The following is a 14,506-nucleotide window of genomic DNA, read 5'->3' on the forward strand; positions in this document are numbered from 1 at the left end:
GCACTTTTGGTTGACATGCATTGTCAGTATACCGGTGGCGAAACCACCCAGATGACCACTGCCGGCTCGGCGCCGGGATTGCGCCAGCGGAACGGCTTGCCCTCGAAGCGGAACGAATCGCCTTCGCCGAGACGATGCCAGACGCCGTCGATCTCGATCTCGAACGTGCCCGACACGACATAGCCCGCTTCTTCCGTCGGACGGCGCGCTTCCGTCTTCAGCTCCGCACCCGGCGCGAAGACCGAGCGAAGCATCTCGAAGCTACCGCCGAGGTCGGGCGACAGAAGCTCCTCCACCAGGCCGGATTCGCTTGTGCCAAGCGAACGGCGGCTGCCGGCGCGCACGACCACGCCGCGTTCCTGCTCGACAGGCACATCATGGCTGAAGAACAGGCTGATCGGAACATCGAAGAGGCTGGCGAATGCCCGCAAGTCACCGAGCGAGGGAATCGAGAGGCCGCGCTCGACCTGGCTGACCCAGCCGACCGACCGGCCGAGCTTGAGGGCGATCTCGGCCAGCGTGAGGCCGCGCGCCTTGCGAAGCGCACGGATGTCGCCGGCCAGCAGCCGGTCGCCATTGTCCTGCTCCGATCTGGCAGTAGTCGAGCTCAAGCGTATCTCGTGAAAAAATCCGTGTAAATTTCATGAAGCGGTAAAGTCATGAAAAAATCAAGGGGATTTTCATAGGCCACAAGATTTACTTGCGCGATTTTTGAGGTTGAGGCAAAGCCACGATCACGAACGGCGAGTGGGGACGTCCGGTCGGGGACCAATACAGTTTTAGTGTCTGCGGATGGTCGCCATGGAACCGGTTGCAGTTCCGGCCATGCGCGAAGGGACGGCCCATGCTGGAGAAGAATAGCCGAATCGCCATGGACGCGGCGATCGTCGACGACGCGATCCTGTCGCGCCGGTCGGTGCGCGCGTTTCTGCCCGATATGGTCGATGACGACACGATCCGCGCGATCCTGGCGGTCGCCGCGCGCGCGCCGTCGGGCACCAACATGCAGCCCTGGCGCGTCTATGTGACCAAGGGCGAGGTCAAGCAGCGCATCAGCGATGCCATCCTCAATTCCGGCATCCGTGCCGAAAAGGCGGAGTGGGACGAGTACCGCTACTATCCCGACCAGTTCTTCGAACCATATCTCAGCCGCCGCCGCGCCAACGGCTTCGGGCTCTATGGCGTGCTGGGCATCGGCCGCCGCGAGGTCGACAGGATGCGCGCCCAACACGACCGCAATTTCATTTTCTTCGACGCTCCGGTCGGCATGATCTTCACGATCGACCGGAGGCTGAACCAAGGGTCGTGGATCGACTACGGCATGTTCCTGCAGAACATCATGGTCGCGGCACGGGGCAGGGGACTGCATACCTGCCCGCAGGCGGCCTTTGCGCCCTATCACCGTCAGATCAGGCCGGTGCTCGATATTCCCGACGAGGAGATCGTCGTCTGCGGCATGGCGCTCGGCTACGAGGACACCTCGAAGCCCGAAAACGAGTTCCGCACCGACCGCGCGCCGCTCGAGGACTGGGTGACGTTCGCGAAGTAGCGTCGGCTGAGGCGTCAGTCGGTGCTCATATGCGCGCTATGGCCGCTGACATGGGCGCCGTCCTGCGGCGTCAGCCTCAGATAGGCCGACAGCGCGCAAAGGGTGATCAATCCTTCTATGACGAACAGGATGCGGTAGTCGTTGATGCCGGCCTTGCCGCCGCCGGCAAGCAGCGCCAGCAGCGCGGCCGCGAGGCCGACGCTGATCGCCACCGCCAGCTGCCACAGGATGTAATAGAGCGCGCTGAAGCGCGCGAGCTGCTCCGGCGCGATGTCCGAATAGGAGAGATTGCCGGTCGAGGCCCATTGCACCGAGCGGAAGACGCCGAAGGCGAAAATATAGGCAAGCACGATCCATGCCGGCAGGCTCTCCTGCATCAAGGCGAAGCCCGCGACCAGCAAAGCGACGATCGGCGTATTGGTGACCAGCACGCGCTTGAAGCCGAAACGGTTCAAAAGGCGCGGCATGAAGAAGCGCATGATCAACGACCCGATCGCGGCCACGAAGGTCAGCGATCCCGCCTGCACGGCGCTCATGCCGAAGCCGAGCTGGAACATCAGCGGCAAGAGGAAGACCACCGAGCTCAGCCCGATGGTGTCGAGGCCGCCGCCCGTCAGGAAGGAGATGCGGAAGGTGCGGATGCGCAAGAGATTGAGGTCGAGCAGCGGATTGCGCGCGCGCAGGCAGTAGAAGGCGGCAACCGTCAGGATGACGATCGCCAGGCCGAGCTCAAGCGCCATGCTGCTTGCGGCCACATCTTTCGCAGCGACCGAATCCATGCCGAAGACCAGCAGCGTCATGCCGCAGCCGACGAGCAGGAAGCCTGGCAAATCGAACGGCGTGCGCACCGGCTTGGTCGTCGTCGGAAACAGGGAGGCGGCCAGCAGCGCCGCGGTCAGCGCGATCGGGATGTTGATGTAGAAGATCCAGCGCCAGGAGACGTAAGTGGTGAGCGCGCCACCGACGAGCGGCCCGACCAGCGGCCCGGATTGGCCGGCGAGCGAAATGTACATGTTGATCTTCAGCGTGCGGTCGCGCGGGAAGCTCGACAGGATCACGACCTGACCAAGCGTGCCCATCAGCGCGCCGCCGCAGCCTTGCAGGGCGCGCGAGCCGACCAGCATCCAGATGTTTTCCGAAAGGCCGCACAAGGCCGAGGCGCCGGCGAAGACGAGCAGCGCCAAGCAATAGACGTTGCGCAGCCCAAAACGGTCGGCCAGCCAGCCGCCAAGCGGCATGGTGACGATGAGGCTGGCGACATAGACGGTGATCAAAAGGCCAAGCTGGCTTGGCGGCCGGTCGAGGCTCTCGCCGATGCCGGGCAGCGCGGTGACCAGGACGTTCTGGTCGAGACTGGTCATGAACACGCCGCAAGCGACGGTTGCCGGCAACAGCATCGACGGACCCTCCGCCGGAGCAAAGCGGGTCGTGGCCGTCGCCGAAGTCTCAACAGTCATGGAAGGGTATGGTCGAACTGGTTGCCGGTGCGGACGTTTGCCCTTGCAAACGCCCGTGATTCCTTACCTATCGCGCTGCTGGCCCAGCGCTCAAGCAGCAGTTGTAGCCGTCGATAATGCCAGATGCCGCCTGGACCAATGCTAAGCCAGCAACGCCCGAGCGGGCTATTGCACTTCGTAACCGACTTCCTCCGAGGCGTGGCACAAGGCCTTCCAGAAGGAGCGCGCGAAGGAGCGGAAGACGTAGATGTCGAACTGGTCTGGGCCGCTGCGCTGGATCTGGGCGAAGATGTCGTGATGGTTGGTCGAACGTCCGGCGCCGAGTGGAAAGGCCGGCAAGGCGAAATCGACAGCGAAGAACTTCGCCATCACCCATTCAGCCTTCGGACCGGCGATGCGGATCGCGGTGCGGCCATGCGAGAGATCGGTCATCGTACCGACGGCCGGCGTGATGGCGCCTGCGAAGGTTTGAGCAAGCCCCTCCGCTTCGTCGACCACGGTGAACTTTCCCGGCGCGAAGCCGAAGGCGGCGCGGGCGCCGCTGCTCACGCCGCCGCCGGCGCCATCGGGCAGAGTGAGACCGGTGAGCTTGCCGATAATTTCGATCAGTTGCTTCTCTTCACCCGGCCATGCGGCGAGCTGCAGGATCGAGCCCGGCCGCGTCTCGGACAGGATGACATCGACGCCATGTTCGAAATTGCCGTGCGAACCCGGATGATACTCCGGCTCGAGCGGCGATTGGCGTTCGGGCAAATGCTGCTCAGCCATGCATGCGGCTCCCGTCCGGATCGTAGAAATGGTTGGAGACGATCTCGATCGGCCCGAACCGTCTGCGCAGCGGGTCGGAGACGAAGGCGCGGGTCCCATGCCTTGCCTTGCCGCCCTTGACCAGCGCAAGCGCAATGTATTTGCCCAGCGCCGGCGAATAGCAGCAGGCGGTGATGTGACCGAGAGAGTCGTGCGGATTGTCCTCGTCCAGTTCCTCGACGATATGGCCGCCGCCGTTGAGCGGCCGGTTGTCGAGGGCGATCAGTCCGACCAGCTCGAGCCGGTCAGGCGCGATCAGGCCTTCGCGGTCCATCATGGCCGAGCCGATGAAGGGCTTCTTCTTCGACAGCATCCAGTCGAGATGGAGGTCGCGCGCCGTGGTGCGGCCGTCGATCTCGGCGCCGGTGACGTGGCCCTTCTCGATACGCATCGTGCCCAGCGCCTCGAGCCCGTAGGTGACCAGGCCGAAAGGCTGGCCGGCCTCGATCAAGGCTTCCCAGACATGGGTGCCGTAGCCGGCCCCGGAATAGACCTCGAATGCCATTTCGCCGGAGAAGGACAGCCGGCAGATCATCACCGGCACGCCGGCGATGCGGCCATGGACGATACCCATGAAGGGCAGCGTAGCGTTGTCGACAGCGGTATCTTTTACGCAAGCCGCAAGGATGGCGCGCGCGTTCGGTCCGCCGATCGCCGCACCCGCCCATTCGTCGGTGACGGAGGTCACGGTGACCTTCAGCTCCGGCCAGATGACGTCGAGGAAATATTCCAGATGCTGCATCACCTTGCCGGCATTGGCCGTGGTGGTGGTCATCAGGAATTCCTGCTCGCCAAGCCGCCAAGTGGTGCCGTCGTCGAAGGCAAGCCCGTCCTCGCGCAGCATCAAGCCGTAGCGTGCCTTGCCGACGGCCAAAGTGGAGAACATGTTGGTGTAGACGCGGTCGAGGAACTCGGCCGCGTCCGGCCCCTGCACGGCGATCTTGCCCAGCGTCGAGACATCGACGATGCCGGCGCTTTCGCGCGTCGCCCTGGCCTCGCGGACATAGGCCTGCTCGACCGTCTCGCCGGGAAGGCCGTAGATCATCGGCCGGTACCATAGGCCGGCCGAATACATGGTCGCGCCATTGGCGATGTGCCAGTCATGCATCGGCGTCAGCCGCTCGGGCTTGAGGTCGCCGAAACGCTCGGCAGCAAGGGAGCCGATCGAAACCGCCGTGTAAGGCGGGCGAAAGCGCGTCGTGCCGACTTCGGGGATCGGCTTGCCGAGCGCCTCGGCCATGATCGCAAGGCCAGGCACATTGGAGTTCTTGCCTTGGTCGGTCGCCATGCCGAGCGTGGTGTAGCGCTTCAGGTGCTCGACCGATACGAAGCCTTCGCGATGCGCCAGCCGCACGTCCTCGGCGGTGACATCGTGCTGGAAGTCGACGAAGCTCTTGCCCTTGGCCTTGATCTCGAAGACCGGCGCCGGATCTGGATCGCCGGGGGCGGCTTCGACGATCGGCGGGGCTGCGGGCGCCGCCGTTCCGCCGGCGGCCGAAACGCCGGCCGCGCGGCCCTCGGCGATGGCTTCGGCGGTGGAGAAGCTGCCGGTGAAGGCGCCTGCGCCGATCCAGCGCTGCGTCGGCTTGGGCGGCAGGAACGCCTGCCTGGCCGGGTCCCATTCAGCCTTGGCGCCCGCCTGGCTGGCGAGATGAATGGTCGGCGACCAGCCGCCCGACATCAAAAGGCTGTCGGCATGGATGCTGCGGGCATCGCCGCTGAGCGCACCGCTCGTGGCGTCGAAGCGCTGCACCTTGAGACCGGTGAGGGCCTTGCCGCCCTCGGTCGCAACCACGGCGTGGCCGTCCAGCAGCTCGGCCTCGGCCTCGCCGGCGAGCCGGCGCATGTCGTTCGAGACGTCGGCGCGGACATCGACGATGGCAACAATGGTCGCGCCGGCCTTCTTTAACGCAACGGCCGAGCGGTAGGCGCTGTCGTTGTTGGTGAAGAGCGCGATGCGCTGTCCCGGCAGCACGCCATATTCATTGACGTAACGTTCCGCCGCATGCGCCAGCATGACGCCGGGACGGTCGTTGCCCGGAAACACCAGCGGCCGCTCGAAGGAACCGGTGGCGAGCACCACCGTGCCGGCGCGGATCGCCCAGTAGCGCTGGCGCGGCTCGCCCTTGGCTGGCGCCTCCTTATGATCGGTCACCCGTTCGAGGGCGGCCAGCGTGTTGCCGTCGTAATAGCCCCACACCGTCGTGCGCGGCAAAAGCCGCACATTGTCGTTGCCTCCGAGCTGCGCGACCGTGCGCTGGGCCCATTCGGCGGCAGGCATGCCGTCGATGGTTTCGCCCGACCAGTTGGCGGAGCCGCCAAAATGGGCTTCGAGATCGGCGAGGATGACGCGGGCGCCCTGGTCGGCGGCGGCTTTCGCCGCCATCAGGCCGGCCGGACCGGCGCCGACGACCAACACGTCGCAAAATGCGTTCATACGCTCGTAGCGAGACGGATCGGGAGCGGTGCCAGCCTTGCCAAGGCCGGCGGCGCGACGGATGAAATGCTCGCAGAACATCCAGAAGCGCGTGCCCTTCAGCGGGCCGATCACCGGCCCCATGAAGGTCTTGTAGTAGAAGCCGGCCGACAGGAGCTTGCCGCCGAGCTGGTTGAGGGCGCCGATATCCCAAGCGAGCGAGGGGGTACGGTTCTGGCTGACGGCTACGAGCCCGTCATAGATCTCGACCATGGTGGCCGCGATGTTGGGCTCGCGCACTTCGCCACGCAGCACCGTCACCAGCGCGTTCGGCTCTTCGACACCGGCGGCAAGCAGGCCGCGCGGGCGATGATATTTGAAGGAGCGGCCGAACAGCGTCACGCCATTGGCAAGCAGCGCCGAGGCCAGCGTGTCCCCGGCATGGCCCGTATAGGGCGCACCGTCGAAGGTGAAGCGGATGGTGCGCAGCCGGTCGATCCGGCCGCCGGTCTCTGTGCGGCGCGGGCTCACGAGCGGCTCTCCGTCTTGTGGCCGCCACGGGCGAATGCGGTGCTGAGGATTTCGTGCGTGATTGTGTTGCGCACGACCCTGAGATGCGCGCGGCAACCGCCGGAATGCTGCCAGATCTCGTTGTGGTCACCGGCCGGATTCAGCCGGTCGTAGACATAGGCGTTCCAGGCGTCGAGGTCCTGCGAGGCGGGCTGCGGCCGCTCGCGGTTGCCGTCGCCCTGGTAGGTGAATTCGATAACGTCGCGCGGGCCGCAATAGGGACAGGTGATCAGCATTTTTCAATCCAAACCCTAGTGCAATCTGGGCGTCGCGCCCTGGCCTTTGTCGTCGATGACCAGGCCGCGGTAGAAACGGTCGAGCGTGAAGGGCGCGTTGAACTCGTGCGGCTCGTCCTTGGCAATGGTGTAGGCAAAGCACCAGCCGGAGGCTGGCGTCGCCTTGAAGCCGCCATAGCACCAGCCGCAATTGAGATACATGCCCGGCAGTGGACCGGCGGCGATGATCGGCGAGCCGTCCATCGTCATGTCGCACAGACCGCCCCAGGAGCGCAGCATGCGCACGCGCGCCAGGCCGGGAAACAGCGCCACCATCTCGCTCATCACCTCGTCGACGATCGGCAGGCTGCCGCGCTGGGCGTAGCTGTTGTAGCCGTCGAGGTCGCCGCCATAGACCAGGCCGCCCTTATCGGACTGCGAGATGTAGAAATGGCCCATGCCGAAGGTGAGAACGGTGTCGACGACGGGCTTCAGCGATTCCGAGACGAAGGCCTGCAGCACATGGCTTTCGATCGGCATGTGCGAGATGCCGGCAAGCTGCATGACGCGGCCGGTGCTGCCGGCAACCGCAAGCGCGACCTTCTTGGCGCGGATTTCGCCGCGCGTCGTCGAAACGCCAGTGATGCGGTCGCCGTCGCGCAGGAAGCCGGTGACCTCGCAATTCTCGATAATATCGACGCCGCGCCGGTCGGCGCCGCGCGCATAGCCCCAGGCGACCGCGTCGTGCCGAGCCGTGCCGGCGCGCGGCTGCATCAGCCCGCCAAGGACGGGAAAGCGCGCTGACCCTGAGACATCCAGCGCCGGGACAAGCCGCTTGATACGGTCGACGCTCATCAGCTCGGCGTCGACGCCGAGATGGCGCATGGCGTTGCCCCGCCTGGCATAGTCGTCGAGCTGGGCTGGCGTGTGCGCGAGGTTCAGGCAGCCGCGCTGCGAGAACATGACGTTGTAGTTGAGGTCGTGCGAGAGATTCTCCCACAGCTTCATCGAATGTTCGTAGAAGCGGGTGTTCTGCGGCAAGAGATAGTTGGAGCGCACCGCTGTGGTGTTGCGGCCGACATTGCCGGAGCCGAGCCAGCCCTTTTCCAGCACCGCGACGTTGGTGATGCCGTGTTCCTTGGCGAGATAATAGGCGGTCGAAAGACCGTGGCCGCCGCCGCCGATGACGATGACGTCATAGGAAGCCTTGGGGTCAGGCTTGCGCCAGGCGGGCTTCCAATCCTTGTTGCCGGTCAGCGCGTTCTTGAGCAGCGAGAAGGCTGAATATTCCGCCATTCTTCCTATCGTCCTTATGATGCGAGGCGGCAGACTATAGAGCAGGCGGGAAGCGCAAAGCCAAGATTGCGCCATCGCTTTTCGACAGGCCGACTATCGCCGGCACGATCGGGACGGCTTGCCGCCCGATATGCCGGTCTTTATCAAGGGCGGAAATTTCGAGAATTTTTCGGCCGCGAGTCGCCAACAAAATCATGTTCTTCCGCCTGCTGCGCCTGGTTCTGGTCGTCATCGTCGCTGCCTTCGCGCAGCCGGCGCTGGACGCGTCGGCGCAGGCGATCGGCCATGGCTCGTCCCAACTCATCGCCGACCAGACCAAGGCCATCCAGGACCTGACGGCCAGGACCGACGGCCTGGAAAAGAAACTGAGCGACCCCGACCAGGACGATGCGGGGCTCGTCGACATCCGGTTGCAACTCGAGGATATTTCGCGGGCGGCGCTGAACAGCGCCCTGGCATTCCGGCAGCGCCTCACCGACATCAACAATCGCGCAGAGGTCCTCGGCCAGCCGCCGGCGCAGGGGCAACCCCCGGAGCCGGTGATCGTGAGTAACGAGCGCAGCGCGCTCGCCACGGAAAAAGCTCAGATCAACGCGGTCGTCGCCAGCGCGCAAAACCTGTCGATCCGCGTCAACGGGCTGGTCGACAGGATCGCCGTCATGCGCAGCGAGCTTTTCCGCAGCGTCATCACCAAGCACTACGACCTGACGGACGCACTGAGCCCGCAGGCCTTTTCCGACGCGCATGACCAGTTCACGGGCCTCTACAAGGCGGTGTCGTCCTGGGCGAGCTTCGCCGTCAGGTTCAAGTTCCAGGCGATCCTCGCGGCGACGCTTATGGCGCTGGCGCTGGCGGCGGTGCTTTTGATCGGCGGCCGGCGCCTGTTCGGCCGGATATTCGAGGCCGACCCGACCGTGGAGGATCCTTCCTATCTCAGCCGGCTGTCGGTGGCGTTCTGGTCGACGCTGCTGCCGACCCTGGCGCTCGGCGTCTTCTTCGCCTCGGCCGTGTTCTTCTTCAACTATTACAATGTGCTGCGCGGCGATATCGGCACGTTCCTCAATGCCTTGCTGACGGTGATCGCCATGGTGTTCTGCGTCAACCGGCTGACCAACGCTGCGCTAGAGCCGCGCCTGCCCAATTGGCGCCTGATCCCGGTCGCGACCGGTTCCGCGCGCTGGCTCGTCGGACTGACGACCGCCATGGCGCTGGTACTCGGGTTCAATTACTTCCTGTCGGTCGTCAACGAGAAGATGGGTTCGCCACTTTCGCTGACGATCGCGAGGGGCGTTGTCGCCAGCATCATCGTCGGCGTCATCCTTGTGCTGATGGGGTTGCTGCGGCCGTTCAGGGCGGCCGACGGCTCATGGCGCCCCTGGCCGGCCTGGCTTCGTTTCATCGCCATCGGGCTCGGGCTGTTCACCATCGCGGCGGCGCTGCTTGGCTATATCGGCCTGGCGCTTTTCGTCTCGTTCCAGGTCGTGGTGACCGGCACGGTGCTGGTGACGGCCTATATCGGCTTCCTGTCGGCACGCGCGATCGGAGAGGAGGGCGGCTTCGCCGACACTTCGGTCGGACGATGGCTCTCGGAAAACTCCAGCTACGAGGATACCGCCCTCGACCAGCTCGGCCTGGTCGTCAGCATCGCCATCAATCTGATGATCGTGGTGGTGTTCCTGCCGCTGATCCTGTTGATGTGGGGCTTCCAGCCCGGCGACATCGAGGCCTGGGCCTACAAGCTGGCGACCGGCGTCACGATCGGCTCGGTGACCATCTCCTTTCTCGGCATCCTCAGCGGCATCGTCGTATTCGTCATCGGCTATTTCCTGACGCGCTGGTTCCAGGGCTGGCTGGACGGATCGGTGATGGCGCGCGGCAAGGTCGATGCCGGCGTGCGCAACTCGATCCGGCTTGGCGTCGGCTATGCCGGCGTGGCGGTCGCGGGCCTGGTCGGCATCTCGGCGGCGGGCATCGATCTTTCCAATCTGGCGCTGGTTGCCGGCGCGCTTTCGCTGGGTATCGGCTTCGGCCTGCAAAACGTCGTCTCGAATTTCGTTTCGGGCCTGATCCTGCTTGCCGAGCGGCCGTTCAAGGTCGGCGACTGGATCGTAGCGGGCGACGTCAGCGGCACGGTGCGGAAGATCAGCGTGCGCGCCACCGAGATAGAGACCTTCCAGCGGCAGGCGGTGATCCTGCCCAACTCGAACCTCATCAACAATGCGGTCGGCAACTGGACGCATCGCAACAAGCTCGGGCGCATCGACATCAAGGTCGGCGTTGCCTATGGCAGCGACGTCAAACGCGTCCATGCCGTCCTGATGGATATTGCGCGCGCCCATCCGATGGTGCTGAAGAATCCCGAACCCTTCGTTCTCTTCGCCAATTTCGGGGCGGCCGCGCTCGAATTCGAGATCCGCGTGTTCGTCGCCGACATCATGAACGGCAGCGTCGTCCAGAACGATATCCGCTTCGCCATCTTCGATATCTTCGAGCAGGAGCAGATCGAGATACCCTCGACGCCGCGCGCCGTGGTCGAAACCAAGAAGCACGAGGCCTGGCCGATCGACGACGACAAGATCGAAGCCGAATTCGCGGAGCGCGAGAGGCTGGAGGCGGAAGCCGCGGCCGAGCGGGAACGGCTGGCCAAGATGAAGCGCAGGGGCCGCAAGCCGGACCCCGGCTGAGGTGTGTCGACATTCGGATGAGGCCGGCCTGCAAATGGCCACACGCTGCGCTCATCCGGCGCCGAAACCGATTGTGGCATGAATGCGGCATTCAGTTGCGGTTCAGGTAACATCTCATATAAGCTTCGATGCAAAGGGCGAGAATGCCTTGCAAATTTGAACAGAGGCGGTGTGCGAACACCGGAATTGCAATGTGGAAGTCTGTCGTTGCCGCCATCGCTTTGCTGGCCCTGGGCGGTTCGGCTTTCGCCGCCAGCGCGATCAACAGGGACGCTCAGACGCGGACCCTGGTCGTGACCGAAGGCGGCGCCAAGAGCGAGCTGACGCTTGCCGCCGGCGAGACGGTGGAGTTCTGCTCGAGCGGCTGCTTCGTCACCCTGCCCAATGGTGACCTCGAAGCCCTGACCGGCTCGGAAACGGTCGAAATCTCGGGCGGCGCGGCCCGCATCAAGTGACTCTCGCCACAGAGAGTGGCGCCGCAGATTGGCAAAGGCCGGATTGATGTCCGGCCTTTTATCGTTTCCGGTAGCCGACGCTTAACGACGACGGCGAAAAACCGGTAGGACAATGCTCTGCAACCGGACGTTTTAACGTTCGCTGCGCCATGACCCGCTATATCCGACCCGAGGACGCCGGCATACGGCGTGGGGTTGAGTTGGCGCGTGATCTTTCCGTGATCGGAGTTTCGGGATCCTGCGCTCTATCGGGGCAGGACCATGGACGCGAGGTCGGACAGGAACGCAATTCCGCTTGCGGTCGATCTCGACGGTACGCTGATCGCAACGGACCTTCTGTGGGAAGGTCTGTTCATCCTGCTCAAGAAGAACCCGCTCTATGTCTTTCTCCTGCCACTCTGGTTTATCGGCGGGCCGGCCCGGCTGAAGCAGGAAATCGCCGGCCGCGTCGACATTGACCCGGCCTCGCTGCCTTACCGCCAGGATCTGCTTGACCGGCTGCGCGCCGAGCACCGGGAGGGTCGCAAGATCGTGCTGGCGACGGGAACGCCGCGCAAATTCGCGGAGGCGATCGCGGCGCATCTCGGCATTTTCGATCATGTGCTGGCGACCGACGGTCCGCACAACATGACCTCCGGCAGGAAAGGCGCGGCACTTGTCGCCGCCTATGGCGATGCAGGCTTCGACTATGCCGGCAACAGCCGGCACGACCTCAAAGTGTTCGATGCAGCGCGCAACGCGCTCGTGGTGGCGCCCGACCGCAGCGCCCGGCGCTGGCAGGCGGCGCATCAAGCCGAGGCCATACCCGCGCCGAAGCCGGCGCTGAGGATCTACATCAAGATGCTGCGCATGCATCAGTGGCTGAAGAACGCGCTGATCGCCGTGCCGATGGTGCTGTCGCACGAATATTTCAACCCGAACATGATCTGGGAATGCCTGCTGGCGTTCGTCTCCTTCAGCGCCGCTGCGTCCGCCATCTATATTCTCAATGATTTCTTCGACCTCGCGCTCGACCGCAAGCATCCGACCAAGCGCAACCGGCCTTTCGCCAGCGGCGCATTGTCGATCCCATTCGGTCTCGGCGCGATCGCTGCGCTGCTTGCGATCGGCATCGCCGCCGGCCTCTTCCTTCCGATCGAATTCCTTGGCGTGCTTGCCGGCTATTTGGCCGTCACCACAGCCTATTCGCTGTCGTTCAAGCGCATGCTTCTGATCGATGTGCTGACGCTTGCGGGCCTCTACACGATCCGCGTGCTGGCGGGCGCGGCCGCCACCGGCGTCGACGTCTCCTTCTGGCTGCTTGCCTTCTCGATCTTCTTCTTCCTGTCGCTGGCGCTGGTGAAGCGCTTCGTCGAGTTGCGCACCACGGCCATCCCGCCCGGCGAGCGCATCGCCGGCCGCGGCTATCGCACCGAGGACCAGGAGATCGTCGCCCAGGCCGGCATGGCGTCGGCTTTTTCCTCGGCGCTGGTCCTGGCGCTCTATATGGACAGCCCGGCGGTGCGCGAGCTCTATCCGCATCCGTGGCTGATATGGCCGCTGGCGCCGATCGTGCTTTACCTGACGATGCGTGTCTGGATCCTTGCCCGGCGCGACGAGATGCATGACGACCCGGTCGTCTTCATCATCCGCGATTGGCGCAGCCAGATCGTCGTCGCCATCGGCGCGGTCTTCCTCGTCGCCGGAGGCTGGTGATGAGGCACGAGCGCTTCGGCAGCTTCGGACTGGCGACGCCGCCGGCGCGCAAGGCGATCCCGGCGGACGAGGCGATCGCCTTGCTTAAACGCGGCGAGGCGAAGACAGGTTCGCTGCTCGGATATGGCAATGGCCGCTCCTATGGCGACAGTTGCCAGAACGATGCCGGCATGGTGGTCGACATGCGGCCGCTCAACCGCATCCGTTCCTTCAACGCCGAGACCGGCGTGCTCGAGGCCGATGCCGGCACGCTGCTTTGCGATATCATCGCTCATGCCGCGCCCTACGGCTTCTTTCCGACCGTGGTTCCAGGCACGCAGTTCGTGACGCTCGGCGGCGCGATCGCCAACGACGTCCATGGCAAGAACCATCATCGGCGCGGCACCTTCGGCTGCCATGTCGAAGCTTTGACGCTGCTTCGGTCCGACGGCCGAACCTATCGCTGCTCGCAGACCGACAATGTCCGACTGTTCGGGGCGACGATCGGCGGCATGGGGCTGACCGGGCTTATCCTGTCGGCATCGATCAAGCTGATGCGAGTGCCCTCGCTCGACATAGTGGAAAGGGCGACGCGGTTTCGCGATCTCGGCGAATTCTTCGATCTTGCCGAGGCTGCCGACCAGGCCAACGAATATGCCGTCGCCTGGATCGATCAGCTCGCCGGCGGACATGGGGGCGGTCGCGGGCTGTTGTTCACCGGCAACCACGCCGAACACGGCTCGCACGCGGCGGCGCGCGCCGGCAGCCGGTTCTCCGTGCCGGTGCAGCTACCATTCAATGTCCTCAATCGGCCCTTCCTCACCGTCTTCAATGCGGCCTACCGCTGGAAGAAGGGCAAGTCCCAGGCTCCGCACCAGGCAGGCTATCAGGGCTTCTTCTTTCCGCTCGACGGGGTCCGCGACTGGAACCGGCTCTACGGGCCGCGTGGACTTTTCCAGCACCAAAGCGTGGTGCCGGAGGCCAATGCGCGCCGCATCGTGCCTGCGCTGCTTGAGGCGGCGCGGCGGGCGGGCGAGGGGTCGTTCCTCACAGTGCTCAAACGCTTCGGCGATGTCCGCTCGCCGGCGCTGCTGTCGTTCCCGCGGCCCGGCTACACGCTGACGCTCGATTTCCCCAACCGGGGCGAAAGGACGTTGCGGCTGCTCGCCGAACTCGACCGCATCGCAGTCGAGGCGGGCGGCGCGGTGAACCCCTACAAGGACGCCCGGATGGGACCTGAGACATTCGCCGCGTCGTTACCGCAATGGCAGCAGCTGGAGGCGCTTCGCGACCCGGCTTTCCTGTCGAGCTTCTGGATACGGACGGCAAAAAGACTGGATGCAACGAAAGGTGTTTTTGAAGCCGCAGAATAGATAAAATTCT

General features: G+C 64.6%; 11 protein-coding genes. 5 read left to right on the plus strand and 6 right to left on the minus strand.

Going from position 1 to position 14,506, the window contains the following annotated elements; translation table 11 throughout:
• Nucleotides 1–23 precede the first annotated feature (23 nt).
• Nucleotides 24–611, minus strand: a complete 588-nt coding sequence (locus tag LB529_RS24055) for a helix-turn-helix domain-containing protein (protein WP_224712475.1) — start codon at nt 609–611, stop codon at nt 24–26.
• Nucleotides 612–844: 233 nt separating this feature from the next.
• On the opposite strand from LB529_RS24055, the gene LB529_RS24060 reads away from it, so the two are divergent.
• A complete protein-coding gene (locus LB529_RS24060; RefSeq protein ID WP_224712476.1) occupies nt 845–1,549 on the plus strand; it encodes a nitroreductase in 705 nt (234 codons plus the stop codon).
• Between the two features lie 14 nt (nt 1,550–1,563).
• Here LB529_RS24060 and LB529_RS24065 read toward each other — a convergent pair whose 3' ends face one another.
• The 5 genes from LB529_RS24065 to LB529_RS24085 all read right to left on the minus strand — a co-directional run bounded on the left by LB529_RS24065 (nt 1,564) and on the right by LB529_RS24085 (nt 8,310).
• Nucleotides 1,564–2,946, minus strand: a complete 1,383-nt coding sequence (locus LB529_RS24065) for an MFS transporter (RefSeq protein WP_224712477.1) — start codon at nt 2,944–2,946, stop codon at nt 1,564–1,566.
• A gap of 225 nt (nt 2,947–3,171) precedes the next feature.
• Nucleotides 3,172–3,759 (minus strand): sarcosine oxidase subunit gamma, encoded by a 588-nt coding sequence (locus LB529_RS24070; RefSeq protein ID WP_318012579.1) that lies wholly within the window; start codon nt 3,757–3,759, stop codon nt 3,172–3,174.
• A gap of 7 nt (nt 3,760–3,766) precedes the next feature.
• The gene (locus LB529_RS24075) at nt 3,767–6,760 is read right to left on the minus strand and encodes a sarcosine oxidase subunit alpha (RefSeq protein WP_224712479.1); all 2,994 of its coding nucleotides are present in this window, start codon (nt 6,758–6,760) and stop codon (nt 3,767–3,769) included.
• Nucleotides 6,757–7,035, minus strand: coding sequence for a sarcosine oxidase subunit delta (locus LB529_RS24080; protein ID WP_095764908.1), 279 nt, complete (start codon nt 7,033–7,035; stop codon nt 6,757–6,759). The genes LB529_RS24075 and LB529_RS24080 overlap by 4 nt, the downstream gene beginning before the upstream one ends.
• Before the next feature lie 15 nt (nt 7,036–7,050).
• Entirely contained in the window at nt 7,051–8,310 is a 1,260-nt protein-coding gene (locus LB529_RS24085) for a sarcosine oxidase subunit beta (RefSeq protein ID WP_140840020.1), read from the minus strand.
• 194 nt (nt 8,311–8,504) lie between these two features.
• On the opposite strand from LB529_RS24085, the gene LB529_RS24090 reads away from it, so the two are divergent.
• From LB529_RS24090 to LB529_RS24105, 4 genes are all read left to right on the plus strand, one after another.
• Complete coding sequence (locus tag LB529_RS24090) at nt 8,505–10,994, plus strand: mechanosensitive ion channel family protein (protein WP_224626026.1); 2,490 nt, start codon at nt 8,505–8,507, stop codon at nt 10,992–10,994.
• Nucleotides 10,995–11,185: 191 nt separating this feature from the next.
• The gene (locus tag LB529_RS24095; protein WP_095764911.1) at nt 11,186–11,449 is read left to right on the plus strand and encodes a hypothetical protein; all 264 of its coding nucleotides are present in this window, start codon (nt 11,186–11,188) and stop codon (nt 11,447–11,449) included.
• A gap of 261 nt (nt 11,450–11,710) precedes the next feature.
• Nucleotides 11,711–13,144, plus strand: coding sequence for a UbiA family prenyltransferase (locus tag LB529_RS24100; RefSeq protein WP_224712480.1), 1,434 nt, complete (start codon nt 11,711–11,713; stop codon nt 13,142–13,144).
• Nucleotides 13,144–14,496, plus strand: coding sequence for an FAD-dependent oxidoreductase (locus LB529_RS24105; RefSeq protein ID WP_224712481.1), 1,353 nt, complete (start codon nt 13,144–13,146; stop codon nt 14,494–14,496). The genes LB529_RS24100 and LB529_RS24105 overlap by 1 nt, the downstream gene beginning before the upstream one ends.
• Nucleotides 14,497–14,506: the final 10 nt, after the last annotated feature.

It is taken from the genome of Mesorhizobium sp. CA5, assembly GCF_020165105.1.
GTDB lineage: Bacteria > Pseudomonadota > Alphaproteobacteria > Rhizobiales > Rhizobiaceae > Mesorhizobium.

Excerpts from the sequence above, each read along its gene's own strand:
- LB529_RS24080 (WP_095764908.1), bottom strand. The coding sequence starts at position 7,035 with ATGCTGATCACCTGTCCCTATTGCGGCCCGCGCGACGTTATCGAATTC.
- LB529_RS24090 (WP_224626026.1), top strand. The coding sequence starts at position 8,505 with ATGTTCTTCCGCCTGCTGCGCCTGGTTCTGGTCGTCATCGTCGCTGCC.
- LB529_RS24065 (WP_224712477.1), bottom strand. The coding sequence starts at position 2,946 with ATGCTGTTGCCGGCAACCGTCGCTTGCGGCGTGTTCATGACCAGTCTC.
- LB529_RS24105 (WP_224712481.1), top strand. The coding sequence starts at position 13,144 with ATGAGGCACGAGCGCTTCGGCAGCTTCGGACTGGCGACGCCGCCGGCG.
- LB529_RS24100 (WP_224712480.1), top strand. The coding sequence starts at position 11,711 with ATGGACGCGAGGTCGGACAGGAACGCAATTCCGCTTGCGGTCGATCTC.
- LB529_RS24060 (WP_224712476.1), top strand. The coding sequence starts at position 845 with ATGCTGGAGAAGAATAGCCGAATCGCCATGGACGCGGCGATCGTCGAC.
- LB529_RS24085 (WP_140840020.1), bottom strand. The coding sequence starts at position 8,310 with ATGGCGGAATATTCAGCCTTCTCGCTGCTCAAGAACGCGCTGACCGGC.
- LB529_RS24095 (WP_095764911.1), top strand. The coding sequence starts at position 11,186 with ATGTGGAAGTCTGTCGTTGCCGCCATCGCTTTGCTGGCCCTGGGCGGT.